This window comes from Micromonospora sp. NPDC047812, assembly GCF_040704175.1.
GTDB lineage: Bacteria > Actinomycetota > Actinomycetes > Mycobacteriales > Micromonosporaceae > Micromonospora.
This window is the reverse complement of the sequence record NZ_JBEYRY010000003.1, coordinates 346337-362223: the sequence shown is the minus strand read 5'-3', so window position 1 is coordinate 362223 and position 15887 is coordinate 346337. Positions and strand designations below refer to the sequence as shown.

Here is a 15887-nt window from a genome sequence, read left to right as displayed (position 1 = left end):
CCGCCGTCGAGCGGAGCGAGGCGGTGGCGTGAGCGAGCGGAGCATGGGGAACGACGTCCCGGGGCTGGTCACGCTGCACGTGTGGCGCACCTCCCGCGCCGCGCTGCCCCGGGCGTTGACCCGGATGGCGGTCGACTCCCGCCGGCTGCGCGCCGTGCCCGGCGTGCGGTTCGGCAAGCTGCTCGGCACCGGGACCGGCACCGGCTTCGGGCCGGGCGACGCCGACCTCACCCGGTGGGCGGCGCTGACCGTGTGGGACTCCCCCGCCGCCGCGGCCGGCTTCGACGGCTCGCCGGTGGGGCGCGCCTGGGCACGGATCGCCCGCGCGTCCGTCCGGGTCGACCTGCGCCCGCTGAGCAGCCGGGGCGAGTGGTCGGGGCGCCGGCCGTTCGGGGAGCCGCCCGGCGGCCGGGTCACCGGCCCGGTGCTGGCGCTGACCCGGGCCCGGCTGCGGCCACGGCGGGCGGCCACCTTCTGGCGGGCGATCCCCCCGGTGGCCGCCGCGCTGCACGCCGCCCCCGGCCTGCTGGCCCGCTTCGGCGTCGGCGAGGCCCCGCTGGGCTGGCAGGGCACGGTGAGCGTGTGGCGCGAGCCGGCGGACCTCGTGGCGTTCGCGTACCGTCACCCGGAGCACCGGGCGGCGATCATGCGGACCCCCACCCAGGGGTGGTACGCGGAGGAGCTCTTCGCGCGGTTCGAGGTGCGCGACGTGGTGGGTGACCGGGCGGTGCTGGGGTGGGTCGCGGACGGCGATCCGGGAGCGGCGGAGGGTGTACGGGCATGAGGTTGGTGCGGTGGACGCCGGACGATCTCGTCCGACGGCTGGACGACGTGGTGGCCGTCTACGGCGAGGCGATGGGGTACCGCCCGGAGCTGCTGGAGTCCCGGCGCGGCTACATCGCCACCCACGTACGCCGACCCGGCTTCCGCGCCGTCGCCAGCCTGACCAGCGAGGGCCACCTGGCCGGCTTCGGCTACGGCTACCTGGGCGGCTCCGGGCAGTGGTGGCACGACCAGGTCTGGCGGGCGCTGGACGCCCCGACCCGGCAGCGCTGGCTGACCCACTGCTTCGAGGTGGTCGAGCTGCACGTCCGCCCGCCCGCGCAGGGGCACGGCCTGGGCGCGCGGCAGCTGCGGGCCCTGCTCAGCCTGGCGGAGGGCACGACCACCCTGCTCTCCACCCCCGAGGCCGACGAACAGCGGTCCCGGGCCTGGCGGCTGTACCGCCGGTTCGGCTTCGTCGACGTCCTGCGCGACTTCCACTTCCCCGGTGACGAGCGCCCGTTCGGTGTGCTCGGCCGGGACCTGCCGCTGGAGCCGCCGGCACCCACTCCGCCCGGCCGGGGCGCCGCGTGACCCGACGGCTGTCCTGGGCGCTGCTGGCCGTGCTGGTGCTGGCGCAGATCTGCTACCCGCTGACCACCGGGGAGACCCGGGCCCGGCTGACCGTCGCCACCGTCGTGCTCGGCTACCTGCTCTCGGTCGGCCACGCGCTGCTCAGCCGGGGCCCGCGTACGGCGGCGGCGCTGGTCGCGGTGGCCACGGTCGGCGGGTTCGCCATCGAGGCGCTCGGCGTGGCCACCGGCTTCCCGTTCGGCAGCTACGACTACTCCGGCGAGCTGGGGCCGAAGCTGGCCGGGGTGCCGCTGATCATCCCGCTGGCCTGGACCTGGATGGCCTGGCCGGCCTGGCTGGCCGCCACCCGGCTGACCAGCGGCGACAGCGGGGGCCGGGGCGGGCGGTTCCCCGTCCCGCGGATCGCGCTGGCCGCCGTCGGGCTGGCCGCCTGGGACCTCTTCCTCGACCCGCAGATGGTGGCCGAGGGCTACTGGAGCTGGCGGGACGCCACCCCCGCGCTGCCCGGCCTGCCCGGCATCCCGGTGAGCAACTACCTGGGCTGGCTGCTCTTCGCCGTGCTGATGATGAGCGCGCTGCGCCCGCTGGCCGGGCCCGCCGTGGCCACCACCGACGGGCGGGACGGCCCGATGTTCGCGCTCTGGCTGTGGACGTACATCTCCAGTGTGCTGGCCCACGCGGTCTTCCTCGACCTGCCCGCCTCGGCGCTCTGGGGCGCGGTCGGCATGTCGGTGGCCGCCGTGCCGCTGGCGGTCACGCTGCTGCGTTCCCGCCGCGACGACCGGCACCGGTCCCGTCAGCCGCAGCGCCCCGGCGTCGACGCGACGGCATGACCGCCGTCCTGGCGCTGCTGCTCGGCGTGGCCGCGCTGACCGCGCACACCCTGGTCAACGCCGGCCGCTGGCTGCGCCGCCCGGCCGAGCGGCCGGCGCCGGTCACCGAGCCCGTGGCGGTGCTGCTGCCGCTGCGCGACGAGGCCACGCGGGTCACCCCGTGCCTGCGCGCGCTGCTCGCCCAGCGGGGCGTGCCGCGGCTGCGCGTGGTGGTGCTCGACGACGGGTCGACCGACGGCACCGCGGACGTGGTCCGCGCGGTGGCGGGCGACGACCCCCGGGTCACCCTGCTCGACGGGGTCGCCCCGCCGCCGGGCTGGCTGGGCAAGCCGCACGCCTGCTGGCAGCTGGCCACCCGGGCCGACCCCGCGGCGACCGCGCTGGTCTTCGTCGACGCCGACGTGGTGCTCGCCCCGGACGCGGTCGCGGCGGCCGTCACCGAGCTGCGCGCCGCGCGGGTGACGCTGCTGTCGCCGTACCCCCGGATCCTGGTGGCGACGGTGGCCGACCGGCTGGTCCAGCCGCTGTTGCAGTGGCTGTGGCTCACCTTCCTGCCGCTGCGGGCGATGGAACGCTCGCGGCGGCCGTCGCTGGCCGCCGCCGGCGGGCAGTTCCTGGTGGTGGACCGGGCCGGCTACGAGGCCGCCGGCGGGCACGCCGTGGTGGCCGGGAAGATCCTGGAGGACGTCGAGCTGGCCCGCGCGGTCAAGCGGGCCGGCGGCCGGATCGCCCTCGCCGACGGCTCGCGGCTGGCCGCCTGCCGGATGTACGAGGACTGGCCGCAGCTGCGCGACGGCTACTCGAAGTCACTCTGGGCGACCTTCGGCCACCCGGGGGCGGCGGCCGTCGTGGTGGCCCTGCTGCTCCTGCTCTACACCGCTCCCCCGCTGCTGGCGGTCGTCGCCCTGGCCGCCGGCGCGCCGACGGTGGCCGCCGCGGCGCTCGCCGCCTACCTGCTCGGGGTGGCCGGGCGGGCGGTCAGCGCCCGGGCGACCGGCGGCCGGTGGTGGCCCGACGCGCTGGCACACCCCGTGTCGGTCGTGGTCCTCGGTTGGCTGACCCTGCGGTCGTACCATCTGCGGAAGCGGCGTCGCCTGTCCTGGCGCGGCCGCCCCGTCACCTAGGGAGGCGCGGCATGGCGCGGATCGTGGTCGTCGGCGCCGGGGTGGGAGGGCTGGCCACCGCCGCCCGGCTGGCCGCCACCGGGCACCAGGTCACCGTGCTCGAACGCGCGGGCACCGTCGGTGGCAAGCTCGGCCGGCACGTGCGCGACACCCCGGCGGGCCCGTTCCACTTCGACACCGGGCCGAGCCTGCTCACCCTGCCCGACGTCTTCCACGACCTGTTCGAGGCGACCGGCGCGAAGCTCGACGAGTACCTGGACCTGGCGCCGGTGGACCCGATCGTGCGGCACGTCTTCCCCGGCGGCGGCCCGGCCCTCGACTCCTGCGCCGACCCGGCGGAGTTCGCCGCCCGGATCGGCGCGGCCTTCGGCGACCGGGCCGCCACGGACTGGCAGCGGCTGTGGCGCCGGGCCGCGCGGGTGTGGCAGGCGTCGCACCGCGACATCCTGCGCCGCCCGATCGACTCCCCGCTGGACCTGGCCGCGCTGGCCTGGCGGCTGGGCGACCTGGCCGCCATCGGCCCGGGCCGGACGCTGCGCGGACTGGGCCGACGGCACCTGTCCGACCCCCGGCTGCGGATGCTGCTGGACCGGTACGCCACCTACACCGGCGCCGACCCGCGCCGGGCGCCGGCCGCGCTGGTCGCCGTGCCCTACGCCGAGCTGACCTTCGGCGGCTGGTACCTGCGCGGCGGGCTGGGCACGCTCGCCGACGCGCTGCTCACCCGCTGCCTGGACCTCGGCGTGGTCGTGCAGACCGGCGCCACCGTCACCCGGATCGACGCCGCGGGCGGACGGGTGCACGGCGTACGCCTGCGTGGCGTCACCGCCCCGGTCCCCGCCGACGTGGTGGTGGCCAACGTCGACGCGCTCACCCTCTACCGGGACCTGCTGCCCAGCCCGCGCCGGCTGGCCGGGCTGACCGACCGCAGCCTGGCCGGTTTCGTGCTGCTGCTCGGCGTCGCCGGCGACTCCGGGCTGGCCCACCACAACGTGTTCTTCCCCCGCGACTACGACGCCGAGTTCGACGCGGTCTTCGGCCGCCCGGGGCGCGGCGTGCGGGCCCGGCCGGCGGCCGATCCCACCGTCTTCGTCACCGTGGCCGACGACCCGATGGTCCGGCCCGCCGGTCACGAGGCGTGGTTCGTGCTGGTCAACGCGCCCCGGCACGGCACCGCCGCCGGTGCCGTCGACTGGCGCCGGCCCGGCCTCGCCGAGGCGTACGCCGACCGGGTCCTCGGCGTGCTGGCCGGGCGCGGCGTCGACGTGCGGGACCGGCTGGTGTTCCGGGAGGTCCGCACCCCGGCCGACCTGGACGACGCGACCGGCGCGCCCGGCGGGTCGATCTACGGCACCGCCGGCGGCCTGCTGCGCCCGGCCAACCGGGGCCCGGCGCACGGGCTGTGGCTGGTCGGCGGCTCCAGCCACCCGGGCGGCGGCCTGCCGATGGTGACCCTCTCCGCCCAGATCGTCGCCGACGACATCGGCCCCGCCTGGTAGCCGCCGACGGGCGGGGGCAGCACGTCGACGCCGGGCCTTCCCGGGAGCCCGGGCCGGCGCGGTCAGCCGGCGTCGATCAGGGCGCGGCGGACGGCGGAGAGCAACTGGCCGAGGCCGAACCCGGCCAGCAGCACCCACACGGCGGTCGCCATGGTGATCGTGCCGGCGGCCAGGTCCGGCTCGATCAGCCCGGTCAGCCCGGCCAGCAGCAGCCCGGCCAGGGCCACCGAGACCCGGGTGGGGCGCTCCCCCACGGTCACCGCGCCGAGTTCCCGCATGCCGGCGGAGACCGCCCGGGCGCGGACGTACTCGTGCAGCCAGGAGAGCGCACCGGCGGTCACGACGAGCGCCCCCGGCGCGCCGATCAGCCAGAACGCGGCCAGCCAGGCGACCTCGCCGAGCCGGTCCGCCAGCGAGTCGTAGACGTAGCCGAGCCGGGTGGTCCGGTTCGTGGACACCGCCACCGCGCCGTCGACGCTGTCCGCCACCGCGGCGAGCAGCACGAACAGCGCCGCGAGGAAGGGCCCGTCCTGCGGCCGTACGGCGAACAGCGGCACGCAGGCGCAGAGCAGCACGCCGACCACGGTGACCGGGGTCGGGCCGACCCGCAGCCGGCCCAGCACGAACCCGACGTGGTAGGCGAACCGCAGCCAGGCGCGGACGACCGGGGCCGCCGCCCGGGGGTCGAAGCCCCCGTGCAGCCGTGCCCAGGCCGTGGCGTACTCGTCCCAGTTCAGCTGTGTGCCCACCACGGAACAACCGTCGCACCGCCGCTCAGGTGTCGCGGCAGCGGGGTCACATCCGTGCGCCCACCTGGAGGTTCTGCCACACCTCGCGGGTGGCGGTGGAACGGTTGAGGGTGATGAAGTGGATCCCCGGCACGCCCTCGTCGAGCAGCCGCCGGCACATCTCGCTGGCCTGCTCGACGCCGAGCCGGCGTACCGCCTCCGGGTCGTCGGCGACCTTCGCGAACTGGTCGGCCAGGGCCGGCGGGAAGGGCGCCCCCGAGAGCTGCGTGGAGCGCTCGATGGTGCCGATCTGGGTCACCGGCATCACGCCGGCCAGGATCGGGGTGTCGCAGCCGGTGGCGGCGACCCGGTCGCGCAGCCGCAGGTAGTCGTCGGCGTCGAAGAACATCTGGGTGATCGCGAAGTCGGCGCCGGCCCGGCACTTGCGCACGAAGTGCTCCGTGTCGCTGGCCACGTCGGGTGAACGCGGGTGCTTGTAGGGGAAGGCCGCCACCCCGACGCTGAAGTCACCGGCGTCGCGCACCAGGCGGACCAGGTCCTCGGCGTAGAGCACCCCCTCGGGGTGGCGCACCCAGTCGCCGCCCGGGTCGCCCGGCGGGTCGCCCCGCACGGCGAGCACGTTGCGCACCCCGACCCCGGCGAGCCGGCCGATGACGTGGCGCAGCTCGGCCACGGAGTGGTTGACCGCGGTCAGGTGGGCCATCGGCAGCAGGGTGGTCTCGGTGGCGATCCGCTCGGTGACCGCGACGGTGGTGTCGCGGGTCGACCCGCCCGCGCCGTAGGTGATCGAGACGAACGACGGGCGCAGCGACTCCAGCTCGCGGATCGCCTGCCACAGCAGCCGCTCGCCCTGCGCGGTCTTGGGCGGGAAGAACTCGAAGGAGAAGGTCGGCTGGCGGTCACGGATCAGCTCCCCGATCGCCGGCTGCGGATTGGGGAGGACCGATGGAAGACCGAGCGCCACGTCCCGACTCTAGCGGGCCGGGCCCCCCGGGCCGAGACCTTCCCACACTGGTGGACACCGGACCGCCCGGCCGCCGGGCCGGCCGGGGCCGGAAAGCGTCGTACCCACGGAGTAGTCATGGGGTTGCGCGGGGTGGGCCCGGCCGGAGGCCGACCCGCCGGGGGCACGCGCGGGGGTCAGCATCCACCGGTGGCGCAACCGGTCCCGTTCCGGGGTCCGCGCCGCCGCCGCGCCGACACCCGTCCGGAGGACCGATGACGCCGCCCCCGCCGCCCGGCCCGCAACTGCTCGGGCCGCTGCTCGCCCAGCTCCGGCTGGCCCGGGGCTGGAGCCAGCTCCGGGTCGCGGCCGAACTCTGCGCCGCGTCCGGAGTGCCGACCCTCAGCCGGCACGAGGTCTCCCGGTGGGAGCGGCAGCTGCGCGTCCCCGGCGAGTTCTGGCTCGGCTGGCTCGCCGTCGTCCTCGCGGTGCCGGTCGACCTGCTGGTCACCGCCGCGGCCCGCACCCGCAGCCTCGGTCCGCCGCCGGCCTTCGGCGGGTCCCGGCCCCGGGCGGCGCTGCTCGCCCTGGCCCAGCGCTGGCTCGCCGACCCGCGCGCCGTGCTGCTGCCCGGCGCGCCCATCCGGCACGCCGACCGGGACGACGGCGCGGGGCCGGTACGGCTGGCGGAGCTGCGCCGGCTCGACGACCTCGTCGGCGGGGCCGACCTGGCCGGGCTCGGGGCGTACCGGCTGGGACGGGCGGTGCGGGCGCTGTCCGGGTGCGCCCCCTCCGCACGCCCTCGGCTGCTGCCCGAGCTGGCCGAATCCGCCCAGCTCGCCGGCTGGCTCGCCGCGGACGCGGGGGACGCCGCGGGCGCCCTGCACGCGTACCGGCTGGCGCTGCGCGCCGCCGCGACGGCCGGCGACCCGGCGCTCGGCGGGCACGTGCTCGGCTCGGCCAGCCACCTGCTCACCGGCGTCGGCGACCCGGAGGGCGCGCTGGTGCTGGCCCGCACCGCGTACGCCGGGGCACGGCGGTCGGCCAGCCCCGGGCTGCGCGCCCTGCTGCTGCACCGGGTGGCCCTGGCCGCGGCGCTCGGCGGCCGGGCGGGGGCGGCCCGGCAGGCGCTCGACGCGGCCCGCCGGGTGACCGGCGCGCCGGAGCCGGGCCGGGAGCCGCCGTGGCTCTACTGGCTCGACGGGCCGGAGTTGGCGGCGATGACGGGGCGCGCGCTGGTCGCACTGGGCCGACCGCTCCCGGCCGAGGCGCCGCTGCACGCCGTCCGGCGGCGCGGCCCCCGCACCGCCGCGATCTACGGCGGCTGGCTGGCCCGGGGCTACCTGCAACTCGGCGAGGTGGAGCGGGCCTGCGCGGTGGCCGGCGAGGCGCTGCTCGACGCGGTCCGCGCCGGGTCGCCGCGCGCACTGGGCCAACTGGCGGAGGTACGCCGGCGGCTGGCCGGGCACGGCGACGAGCCGGTTGTGCGGCGGTACCGGGCGCTCGCCGCCGCGGCGGCTCCGTACCTGCCCCGTCCGGGGCCGTCACCTGGGCCGGCCGGCCGGCGGGCTCGCACGGGGCGTGCGGCGCGTCGGCCCCCCGGTGGCGCGACGGGGTCCGCCCCGACCGGCTAGCGTCGTGGGGTGACCCACGCTGCTCCTGTTTCCCCCGTCGACCGCGCCGGGCTGCGTCAACGGATCGACAAGGCCCTGACCGAGTTCCTGGCCAGCCAGCGCGCCTGGATGGCCGGGGTCGACGACGCCCTGGCCCCGCTCGCCGAGGCGATCGAGGCGTTCGTCCTCGGCGGCGGCAAGCGACTGCGGCCGGCGTTCGCCTACTGGGGGTTCCGGGGAGCCGGCGGGGTGGACACCGACCAGGTGGTCACCGCCCTGGCCGCGTTGGAGTTCGTGCAGGCCAGCGCGCTGATCCACGACGACCTGATGGACCGGTCCGACACCCGGCGCGGCGAGCCGGCGGTGCACCGGCGGTTCGCCGCGCGGCACCGGGCGTCCGGCTGGGGTGGCGACGCGGACGGCTTCGGCGACGCCGCGGCGATCCTGCTGGGCGACCTGTCCCTGGTCTGGTCGGACGAGCTGCTGCACTCCGCCGGGCTGGACCCGCACACGGTGGCCCGGGCCCGGCCGGTCTTCGACGCCATGCGCACCGAGGTCACCGTCGGCCAGTACCTGGACGTGCTGACCCAGGTGACCGGGGACACCTCGGTGGAGCGGGCCGGCAAGGTCGCCCGCTACAAGTCGGCGAAGTACACGGTCGAACGGCCGCTGCTGCTCGGGGCCGCGCTGGCCGACGCGTCGGCGGAGGTCCGGGCGGCGTACTCCGCGTACGGGCTGCCGCTGGGCGAGGCGTTCCAGCTCCGCGACGACGTGCTGGGGGTCTTCGGCGATCCCGCCCAGACCGGCAAGCCGGCCGGTGACGACCTGCGTGAGGGCAAGCGGACCTACCTGGTGGCGGCGACCCTGGAGACGACCGACGGGGCGGGCCGGGAACTGCTGCTCGGCGGGCTCGGCGACCCCGGGCTGGACGAGGCCGGGGTCACCCGCCTGCGCGAGCTGATCGACGGCAGCGGGGCGCTGGCGCGTACGGAGCAGCGGATCGGCGCGCTGACCGACACCGCGCTGGCCGCGCTGGCCGCCGTCGACCTGGAGACCGAGGCCCGGCAGGCCCTGGTCGACCTGGCCATCGCCGCCACCCGCCGCACCGACTGACCCGCCCGCCCCGCGCGGGGCGGGCGGTGGGGGCGGGTCAGAAGCCCAGGGCCTGCGCCCGGCGCTTCACCTCGCGCGCCTGGTCGCCGGCGAGCGCCTTCGCGGGGCTGCCGCCGGGCAGGGTGTCGTCCGGCTCGTAGAGCCAGCGCAGCGCGCCCTCGTCGTCGTAGCCCCCGTCGGCCAGCAGGTTGAGCACGCCGGGCAGGTGCTTCAGCACCGTCTGGTTGGCCACCAGGTCGGCCGGCGTCCGGCGGACGCCGTCGCGGCGTACCGCGATCAGCTCCCGGTCCCGGATCATCTGGTGGACCTTGCTGATCGACACGTCGAGGCGCTCGGCCACGTCCGGCAGGGTCAGCCAGTCGGCGGCATCGGCGGGGCCGGCGGATTCGGCGCCGGGCACGGCCCGGTCGGCGGGTACTGAGTCGGTCACCGGACCACCCTGCCATGTCCCGCCCGGTCGGGGCCAACGGCACCCCCACGAGCCGGCTGAGCAGGGCCGGCGGGGCGATCGAGCGCGGCGGCGCGGCCCTTGTCGCACCCCATCTGTAGCATCCTGTTCAACCTTCACCTCCTGGACACATAGACTCCCTGCCGATGGACACACAGGTCGCCGACACGTTGCTGGGCTCGCTGATCGACGGGCGCTACCGCATCCGCGGTCGCGTGGCCCGTGGCGGCATGGCGACCGTGTACACCGCCACCGACGAGCGCCTCGAGCGCACCGTCGCACTCAAGATCATTCATCCGTCCCAGGCCCCGGAACCGCGGGCGCGGGCGGCGGGCTTCGTGGAGCGGTTCACCGACGAGGCGAAGACCATCGCCCGGTTGACCCATCCCAACGTCGTCGCGGTCTACGACCAGGGCACCCACTCCGGCCTGCCCTACCTCGTGATGGAGTACGTCCGCGGTCGCACCCTGCGGGACGTGCTCGCCGAGCGGCGCCGGCTCAACCCCGACGAGGCGCTGGCCATCGCCGAGCAGATGCTCGCCGCGATCGCCGCCGCGCACCGGGCGGGGCTGGTGCACCGCGACGTGAAGCCGGAGAACGTGCTGGTCGCCGAGGCCCCCACCGGCGGCGCGGCCAACCTGGTCGACAGCGTGGTCAAGGTCGCCGACTTCGGGCTGGCCCAGGCGGTCGAGGCGAGCGCCGACGACGAGAACGGCAACCAGTTGATGGCCACGGTCGCGTACGTGGCCCCGGAACTGGTCACCGAGGGCCACGCCGACCCCCGCACCGACGTCTACTCCGCCGGCATCGTGCTGTTCGAAATGCTCACCGGTCGGGTGCCCTACGACGGGGACCGCCCGGTCGACGTCGCCTGGCAGCACGTCGACAACGACGTACCGGCGCCGTCGACCCTGGTGCCCGGCCTGCCCAAGGCGCTCGACGAACTGGTCGCCCGGGCCACCCGGCGTGATCCGGGCGCCCGACCGACCGACGCCGGCGCGTTGCTGGCCGAGGTGCAGGCGGTCCGGGACGACCTGGGCGACGCGAACACGCGTACCGCCGTGCTGCGCCGGGTGTCCGACGAGCCGGTGGCCGGGCCGACCATGATGGTCGCGGCGGTCCGGCCGGCCGAGCGGCCCGCCTGGGCCCGGCTGCCCGAGGGCGGCGGCCCCCGGACGGGCCGTCGCCGGGCCGAGCCCGAGGAGGACGAGACCCTGGGGTCGCGGCTGTCCGCGCTGCGCACCCGGGTGATGGGCGACCCGCGGGGCCGCATGGCGGCCATCGCCGCCGCGGTGGTGCTGGTCCTGCTGGTCGCCGGCGGCGGCTGGTGGTTCGCGGCCGGGCGCTACACGGAGGCCCCGCAGCTGCTGGCGATGACCAAGGCCGACGCGGAGGCGCAGGCCGCCCGCGCCGGGATCGTCCTCAGCTACGCCGAACCGCGCTACGACGAGAAGGTTCCGAAGGACGCCGTGCTGGCGCAGGATCCCGTCTCGGCCACGCGGATCGTCAAGGGCGGCACGGTCACGCTGACCCTCTCGCTCGGGCCGGAGCGTTTCCCGGTGCCCGACGTGGTGGGCAAGGAGTTCGAGCTCGCCGAGGCGGACCTGCTCGACGCGAAGCTGGTCGTGGCCAAGGGCACCGCCCGCTACGACGACAACCTGCCCGCGGGCGTCGTGCTGGAGACCAACCCGAAGGTCGGCGCCGAGGTGAAGCCGGGCGACAAGGTCACGGTCGTGCTGAGCAAGGGCAAGGCCCCGATCTCCGTGCCCAACCTGGTCGGCAAGAGCCTGGGTGAGGCCCGGACGATCCTCGCCCAACTGGGCCTGGAGCTGGTGGAGCCCACCTACAAGGACTCCGACAAGCCCAGGGACGAGATCCTCGGGCAGAGCCCGGCCGACGGCACCGGAGTGGAGCGGGGAGCGAAGGTCAAGCTGGAACTCAGCAAGGGCCCGCCGCTGGTCGCCGTGCCCCGGGTCATCGACCTGCCCTGCCAGCAGGCCAAGCAGCTGCTGGAGAGCCAGGGCTTCCCGGTGGCGATCCAGTTCAACCCGAACGGCATCACCCGGTTCCAGAACCCGCCGGAGAACACGCAGGTGCCGCCGGCCACCCCGGTCACCCTCGGATGCATGTAGCGATGCCGGCACCGCAGCGGCTGGTCGGCTCGCACACGCCCACCTCCGGCGGCCTGGCGCGGGCCGCCCTGCCGTACGTCGACGCGGCCGGCTCGCAGGTCGTGCAGGTCTACGTGTCCAACTCGCGGGGCTGGGCGCTGCCGGCGGGCGATCCGGCCCAGGACACGTTGTTCCGCGACGGCTGCGGCGAGCGGGGCGTGCCCGTCTTCATCCACGCGTCGCTGCTGGTCAACCTCGGCTCCCCCACCGCGAACACGGTCGAGCGTTCGGCGGAGACGCTCGCGCACGCGCTGCGCCGGGGCCGGGCGATCGGCGCCGAGGGTGTCGTCTTCCACGCCGGCAGCGCGGTCGACGAGGGGTACGCCGAGGCCGCCATGCGGCAGGTACGCGAGACGTTGCTGCCGCTGCTCGACGAGGCGGCGGCAGCGGAGGGCCCTCGGCTGCTGGTCGAGCCGAGCGCGGGCGGCGGTCGCTCGCTCGCCTCCCGGGTGGAGCAGCTCGGGCCCTACCTCGACGCGGTGGAACGGCACCCCTGGCTCGGGGTCTGCTTCGACACGTGCCACGCCTGGGCCGCCGGGCACGACCTGGCCGTCGAGGGCGGCATGACCGCGACGCTCGACACGCTCGTGGCGACGGTCGGGGCCGACCGGCTGCGGCTGGTGCACGCGAACGACTCGAAGGACCTCTGCGGCTCCACCCGGGACCGGCACGAGAACATCGGCAAGGGCACCATCGGCGAGCCGGCGTTCGCCGAGCTGATGGCGCATCCGGCCACCGCCGGCGTCCCGGTCGTGGTGGAGACGCCGACGGAGAAGCACGTCGGCCACGCCGCCGACATCGCCACCCTCAGGCGCCTGCACCCCTGACGCGGGCCGGCGGGGCGGTCAGCCCCGCAGGATGCGGGTGAGGACATCCACGGCGCGGTCGATGCCGGCGTCGTCGACGTCCATGTGGGTGACCAGGCGGGCCGTGCGGGGGCCGAGCACCGAGACCAGGACGCCCTCGGCGCGGGCGGCGGCGGCCAGGGCGTGCGCGTCCAGCGGCGCCTTGGTCAGGTCCAGCGGCACCAGGTTGGTCCGGACGGTCGTCGCCAGCACCCCGAACGGGGCGATCGCCTCGGCGAGCCGGGCCGCCCGGGCGTGGTCGGCGGCGAGCCGGTCGACGTGGTGCGCCAGCGCGTACCGGCCGGCGGCGGCCAGGATGCCGGCCTGCCGCATCCCACCGCCCATCCGCTTGCGGACGAACCGGGCCCGCTCGATCTTGTCGGCGCTGCCGACGACCAGCGAGCCGACCGGCGCGCCGAGGCCCTTGGAGAGGCAGACCGACAGGGTGTCGAAGAGGGCGCCGTAGCCGGCCAGCGGCACACCGTCGGCGACGTGCGCGTGCCAGATCCGGGCGCCGTCGCAGTGCAGCGCGACCTGCGCGTCGTCGGCGACCCGGCGCAGCTCGCGCAGGGTCGCCAGCGGAATCACCCCGCCGCCGCCCCGGTTGTGGGTCTGCTCGACGGCGATCGCCCGGGTGGGCACCGCCCAGTAGCCGTCCGGACGGACCATGGCGGCGACCGCGTCCGGGTCGATGTCCGCGCCGACCGCCGGCCAGGTCCGCGAGGAGATCCCGCCGTACGCCGCGGCGGCCCCGATCTCGTACGTCACCACGTGCGCGTCGGCGTCGCAGAGCAGTTCGTTGCCCGGCGGCACCACCAGTTGCAGGGCGATCTGGTTGGCCATCGACCCGGTCGGGGCGAACAGCGCCGCCTCGTGCCCGAACAGCGCGGCGACCTCGGTCTCCAGCGCGTTGACGGTCGGGTCCTCGCCGTAGACGTCGTCGCCGACGTCGGCGGTGGCCATCGCCTCCCGCATCCCCGGCGTCGGCCGGGTCACGGTGTCCGAACGCAGGTCCACGAACTGATCAGGCACGGTCATCCCTCCGGCCGCCGACTGCGGGGCTCGCAAGCTCACTCCTCGCGTCAGCCACTGTCATCCCTCCGGCCGCCGACTGCGGGGCTCGCAAGCTCACTCCTCGCGTCAGCCACGGAGCATCTCCGCCACGAGGAAGGCCAGCTCCAGCGACTGCTGGGTGTTCAGTCGCGGGTCGCAGGCGGTCTCGTACCGGCCGGGCAGGTCGAGGTCCTCGATGCCCTGGGCGCCGCCGAGGCACTCGGTGACGTCCTCGCCCGTCAGCTCCACGTGCAGCCCGCCCGGGTGGGTCTCCAGGCCCCGGTGCACCTCGAAGTAGCCGAGCACCTCGTCGACGATGCGGTCGAAGTGCCGGGTCTTGTAGCCGTTGGACGACTCGTGGGTGTTGCCGTGCATCGGGTCGCACTGCCAGACCACCTTGGCGCCGGCGGCGGTCACCTTCGCCACGATCGGCGGCAGGGCGTCGCGGACCCGGTGGTTGCCCATCCGGCTGATCAGGGTGAGCCGGCCCGGGACGTTCTCCGGGTTGAGCTTCTCGCACAGCTCGATCGCCTCGTCCGGGGTCGTCGTCGGGCCGAGCTTCACGCCGATCGGGTTGGCGATGCGGGAGATGAAGTCGATGTGCGCCCCGTCGATCTGCCGGGTGCGCTCGCCGATCCAGAGGAAGTGCCCGGACAGGCCGTACGCCCGGCGGTCGGAGACCCGGGTCAACGCCCGGTCGTACTCCAGGGCGAGGGCCTCGTGCGAGCAGTAGAGGGTGACGGTGCGCAGCGCCTCGTCGTCGGTCATCCCGCAGGCCCGGATGAAGGCCAGCGCCCGGTCGATCTCCCGGGCGATCGCCTCGTAGCGCTCGCCGGCCGGGGAGTTCTTGACGAAGCCCTTGTTCCAGTCGTGCACGGCGTGCAGGTCGGCCAGCCCGCCGGCCAGGTACGCGCGGAGCATGTTCATCGCGGCGGCCGAGTTCGCGTACGCCCGGATCATGCGCTGCGGGTCGGCGGCCCGCGCCTCCGGCGTCGCCTCCAGCGAGTTGATCATGTCGCCGCGGTAGGCGGGCAGGCCGCGCGCGTCGGTCGGCAGCGACCGGGGCTTCGTGTACTGCCCGGCGACCCGGGCCACCTTGACCACCGGCAGCGAGGCGCCGTAGGTGAGCACGATCGCCATCTGGAGCAGGGTGCGGGCGTTGGCCAGCAGGTGGCTCTCGGTGTTGTCGACGAAGGTCTCCGCGCAGTCGCCGCCCTGGAGCAGGAACGCCTTGCCCTCGCACACCAGAGCCAGCCGCTGCCGCAGCTGGTCGACCTCGTAGGGCGCCACCACCGAGGGCACGGTGTCGAGCACCTTGCAGACCTCGGCGACGCCCGCCGGGTCCGGCCAGGGCGGGGTCTGCGCACGCGGCAGCTCCCGCCAGCGGTCGAGGCCGAGGGCCGCGTCCTCGGCGGAGTCGACGGTCGGACGGCTGGTCTGCAGCCCAGGGCTGCCCACCGCGGGATGGCTCAGCTGATGCCACTCATGGCGCATGACGAAAGCCTACGGCGAGCGGCCCGGCGACCGACCGGCGAGGGGGATGGTTCCGGCAGGTGAGAGCGGGCTCACCCGGAGGCAGGTCAGCCGGTGGCGGCGGGGGCCGGGGTGTTGCCGCCCGGCGCCTCGGCGGCGATGCACCAGTCGGCGCCGTCGCGGGTGACCGTGAACAGCAGCGGCCGGGTGAGCGTGCGGGAACCGGCGGCGACCGAGATCGACGTGCTCACCTCCTGGCCCCGGGGCCCGGAGCGGATGTCGGTGATCTCGGCCCGCGGCACCGTGAAGTGGTCGGCGAAGTCGCCGTTGGGCCCGGTCGCGGCGGTGTCGAAGCTCTCCTGGAGGGCGGCGCAGAGCTGGCTGCGCCCGGCCGCGACGTCCTTGGCGGTCATCGCGTCGAGGTAGGCCTGCACCCGCTCCCGCGACTTCGTGGTGGCCTCCTCGGCCGGGGCCCGCCCGGGCTTGGTCGCCGGATCCTCCTCGCCGATGCCGCAGCCGAGCAGGACGAGGGGAAGGGTCCCGAGCAGCACGGCGCCCGCCGCGAGCCTCCCGCGCGTCGCGCGCATCGCCACCTCCGTCGCCGTGGACATCGAACCGTCGAGCGGCGAGTCTGTCACATCGACACCTGTGCCCGGACGCCGCCGCG

General features: G+C 76.0%; 15 protein-coding genes. 9 read left to right on the top strand and 6 right to left on the bottom strand.

The genetic code is table 11. The features are described from left to right. The first annotated feature begins 43 nt into the window (after positions 1–43). From AB0883_RS16700 to crtI, 5 genes are read left to right on the top strand one after another with little or no spacing between them, the layout of a single operon-like run. The gene (locus tag AB0883_RS16700; protein WP_366642031.1) at positions 44–784 is read left to right on the top strand and encodes a monooxygenase; all 741 of its coding nucleotides are present in this window, start codon (positions 44–46) and stop codon (positions 782–784) included. Then, positions 781–1356 carry a GNAT family N-acetyltransferase gene (locus AB0883_RS16695; RefSeq protein ID WP_366642030.1) on the top strand — a complete coding sequence of 192 codons (576 nt, stop codon included), beginning with the start codon at positions 781–783 and terminating at the stop codon, positions 1354–1356. The genes AB0883_RS16700 and AB0883_RS16695 overlap by 4 nt, the downstream gene beginning before the upstream one ends. Continuing rightward, a complete protein-coding gene (locus AB0883_RS16690) occupies positions 1353–2189 on the top strand; it encodes a carotenoid biosynthesis protein (RefSeq protein WP_366642029.1) in 837 nt (278 codons plus the stop codon). The genes AB0883_RS16695 and AB0883_RS16690 overlap by 4 nt, the downstream gene beginning before the upstream one ends. Then, entirely contained in the window at positions 2186–3313 is a 1128-nt protein-coding gene (locus AB0883_RS16685; RefSeq protein ID WP_366642028.1) for a glycosyltransferase family 2 protein, read from the top strand. Before AB0883_RS16690 ends, AB0883_RS16685 begins: the two co-directional genes overlap by 4 nt. Before the next feature lie 11 nt (positions 3314–3324). Beyond that, complete coding sequence (crtI, locus tag AB0883_RS16680) at positions 3325–4812, top strand: phytoene desaturase family protein (RefSeq protein WP_366642027.1); 1488 nt, start codon at positions 3325–3327, stop codon at positions 4810–4812. 62 nt (positions 4813–4874) lie between these two features. Here crtI and AB0883_RS16675 read toward each other — a convergent pair whose 3' ends face one another. Together AB0883_RS16675 and metF are read right to left on the bottom strand one after the other, a co-directional pair. After that, on the bottom strand, positions 4875–5564 hold the full coding sequence (locus AB0883_RS16675) for a CDP-alcohol phosphatidyltransferase family protein (protein ID WP_366642026.1): 690 nt from the start codon (positions 5562–5564) through the stop codon (positions 4875–4877). Between the two features lie 43 nt (positions 5565–5607). Then, positions 5608–6525 carry a methylenetetrahydrofolate reductase [NAD(P)H] gene (gene metF, locus AB0883_RS16670; RefSeq protein ID WP_366642025.1) on the bottom strand — a complete coding sequence of 306 codons (918 nt, stop codon included), beginning with the start codon at positions 6523–6525 and terminating at the stop codon, positions 5608–5610. A 254-nt stretch (positions 6526–6779) separates the two neighbouring features. Between metF and AB0883_RS16665 the strand changes: the two genes are divergently transcribed. Continuing rightward, positions 6780–8138, top strand: coding sequence for a transcriptional regulator (locus tag AB0883_RS16665; protein WP_366642024.1), 1359 nt, complete (start codon positions 6780–6782; stop codon positions 8136–8138). Between the two features lie 9 nt (positions 8139–8147). Beyond that, entirely contained in the window at positions 8148–9230 is a 1083-nt protein-coding gene (locus tag AB0883_RS16660; RefSeq protein ID WP_366642023.1) for a polyprenyl synthetase family protein, read from the top strand. A 37-nt stretch (positions 9231–9267) separates the two neighbouring features. Here AB0883_RS16660 and AB0883_RS16655 read toward each other — a convergent pair whose 3' ends face one another. Then, positions 9268–9630, bottom strand: coding sequence for an Rv2175c family DNA-binding protein (locus AB0883_RS16655; RefSeq protein WP_233600225.1), 363 nt, complete (start codon positions 9628–9630; stop codon positions 9268–9270). Between the two features lie 194 nt (positions 9631–9824). Here AB0883_RS16655 and pknB point away from each other — a divergent pair, with 194 nt between their 5' ends. Then, positions 9825–11810 (top strand): Stk1 family PASTA domain-containing Ser/Thr kinase, encoded by a 1986-nt coding sequence (gene pknB / locus AB0883_RS16650; RefSeq protein WP_366642022.1) that lies wholly within the window; start codon positions 9825–9827, stop codon positions 11808–11810. A gap of 2 nt (positions 11811–11812) precedes the next feature. Next, positions 11813–12676 (top strand): deoxyribonuclease IV, encoded by an 864-nt coding sequence (locus AB0883_RS16645; protein WP_121400512.1) that lies wholly within the window; start codon positions 11813–11815, stop codon positions 12674–12676. An 18-nt stretch (positions 12677–12694) separates the two neighbouring features. Here AB0883_RS16645 and AB0883_RS16640 read toward each other — a convergent pair whose 3' ends face one another. The 3 genes from AB0883_RS16640 to AB0883_RS16630 form a co-directional block, all read right to left on the bottom strand. Then, on the bottom strand, positions 12695–13726 hold the full coding sequence (locus tag AB0883_RS16640) for a GntG family PLP-dependent aldolase (protein ID WP_366642021.1): 1032 nt from the start codon (positions 13724–13726) through the stop codon (positions 12695–12697). Positions 13727–13834: 108 nt separating this feature from the next. Next, entirely contained in the window at positions 13835–15241 is a 1407-nt protein-coding gene (locus AB0883_RS16635; RefSeq protein ID WP_121400510.1) for a class II 3-deoxy-7-phosphoheptulonate synthase, read from the bottom strand. 86 nt (positions 15242–15327) lie between these two features. Further along, positions 15328–15807, bottom strand: a complete 480-nt coding sequence (locus AB0883_RS16630; protein WP_366642247.1) for a hypothetical protein — start codon at positions 15805–15807, stop codon at positions 15328–15330. Between the last annotated feature and the right edge of the window lie 80 nt (positions 15808–15887).